This is a genomic window from Candidatus Jordarchaeum sp. (assembly GCF_052745115.1).
The window spans coordinates 1-1,685 of the sequence record NZ_JBRAKS010000544.1 but is presented as its reverse complement, the minus strand read 5'-3'; the positions used below and the strand labels follow the sequence as shown (position 1 = coordinate 1,685).

General features: G+C 37.2%; 1 protein-coding gene. It reads left to right on the top strand.

Going from position 1 to position 1,685, the window contains the following annotated elements; genetic code table 11:
* Window positions 1–135 precede the first annotated feature (135 nt).
* Window positions 136–1,650 carry a hypothetical protein gene (locus tag ACUVXA_RS20655; RefSeq protein WP_445873180.1) on the top strand — a complete coding sequence of 505 codons (1,515 nt, stop codon included), beginning with the start codon at window positions 136–138 and terminating at the stop codon, window positions 1,648–1,650.
* The last annotated feature ends 35 nt before the right edge of the window (window positions 1,651–1,685 follow it).

Here is a 1,685-nt window from a genome sequence, read left to right as displayed (position 1 = left end):
AACTCGGAAAAGAAATTTAAAGAGGGGGGGTGACAAATGTCTATGATTTCTACACCTTTTATTATATAATGTAGTAAGAATACATAAATTAAATAAATAAGAAAAAGCGAAAACGATTGGTGGGTGGAACAAGATATGAACCTAAGAAAATTGGTTCGTATAATTCTTTGTACATTACTCGTAGTAGGTCCATTGATGATACCTTTAACCACGCGGTATTCCGGTATTTCGACGCAATCACAGTTAAGCTTTACAAATTATGCTCATTTGATTTTAACCCAACAAAACACACCCATATCCTCTAAAGATCTGCTATTTGTGAGAAATTATTCCTATTTGGACACTAAAAATCCATTAATCATAGAATTGTTCGGCATACCACAGATTGAGAGCGTTAATTTCAGTTTATCAAATATAAAAGCTCCGAACTACACTATTCGAACAGCTGAAGAACCAGAAAAAACTGTGTCATTATGGAATATGAAATATGTAATGGGCTTTAAAATAAACCAAACTTGTTATTTGCATAACATTAGTTTATTCATAATTGATGTTAAGAAACCATTTTACCTTGATTTTGAGATATACAATGCCACATGGAACACAGGGACAACACGCATTGAGCCAAACCAACAAATCTATTTCAAAGATAATCTAGACCTGCAAAATCAAGCGGGAAACGCATGGAAAACAATAACACTAAATAGTGCATTAACTTTGAATTTAACAGAGACGGAGAATCAAACCTTTTTCATAGCACTAAGCCAGTATAACAGTCCCTCTCAGGCAAAAGAATTAGCCTGGGGATACTACCCTTCAATTGGAGAAAATGGGTATGGTCCAGCTTACAATTGGACCAGTGGAACCCTTGAACCATTAGAATTCGATTTTTCCATGAGAGTTAGAGTAAGTGCAAGTAATGATAGTGAACCTGAGATTGTTTATCCTTCCCAGATAAACTTAAAAATTAATGATATACCTGTACAAAATTCTGCTCCTCCTGCTGAAGGGAAAGGCGTTTGCACCATTACCGGAAATTTTGATTCCTCGGAAATCTTAATACTCAATTTTACTTCTACATGGTTTGACACGGTGAGTTTTAATGCCAGTGTTAAAGTATATGGTGTAAATCTTTTTGGAAATGTTCTCATGGCATCTCTTTTACAGGGATATAGTTTAGGTTCGATGTTTCAAGCTGAAGACAGGAATAATACTTTCTTAATTATCTGTGCTGTTGGTGCTGTTGCTGTGGCTGGGTTTTCTGGTTATCGTGCTAATAAGAAGAGGAAGATTCCCATAAATGCTATGAGGAGCATGGAGAGCATTCTTGTTGATCATAATCCTACTGGCGGTCTTGTTTGGTCTTTTAACTTCATTTCGATGCAGCAGGACACTGCTTTGGTTTCCGGTTTTATGTCGGCGATTAAAACTTTCCTGGAGGAGATGAAGGTGGGCGGTCTGAAGAGGCTGGGTACAGATTTCGGTACGTTTATCCGTGAGGAGAGTCAGTTACTAACTGCTACTTGTATTGCGGGTGAGATCGGGATTGATGAGGAGTTCTGGATCAGGAGCAAACTCCACGAGTTTTTGGTAAAAGTGGAGCAGAGCTACTATAAGGAGTTGCAAGACTGGAAGGGTTTACAACAGTAGGAAGATTTAATACTAAATAATACCATATATGGCTA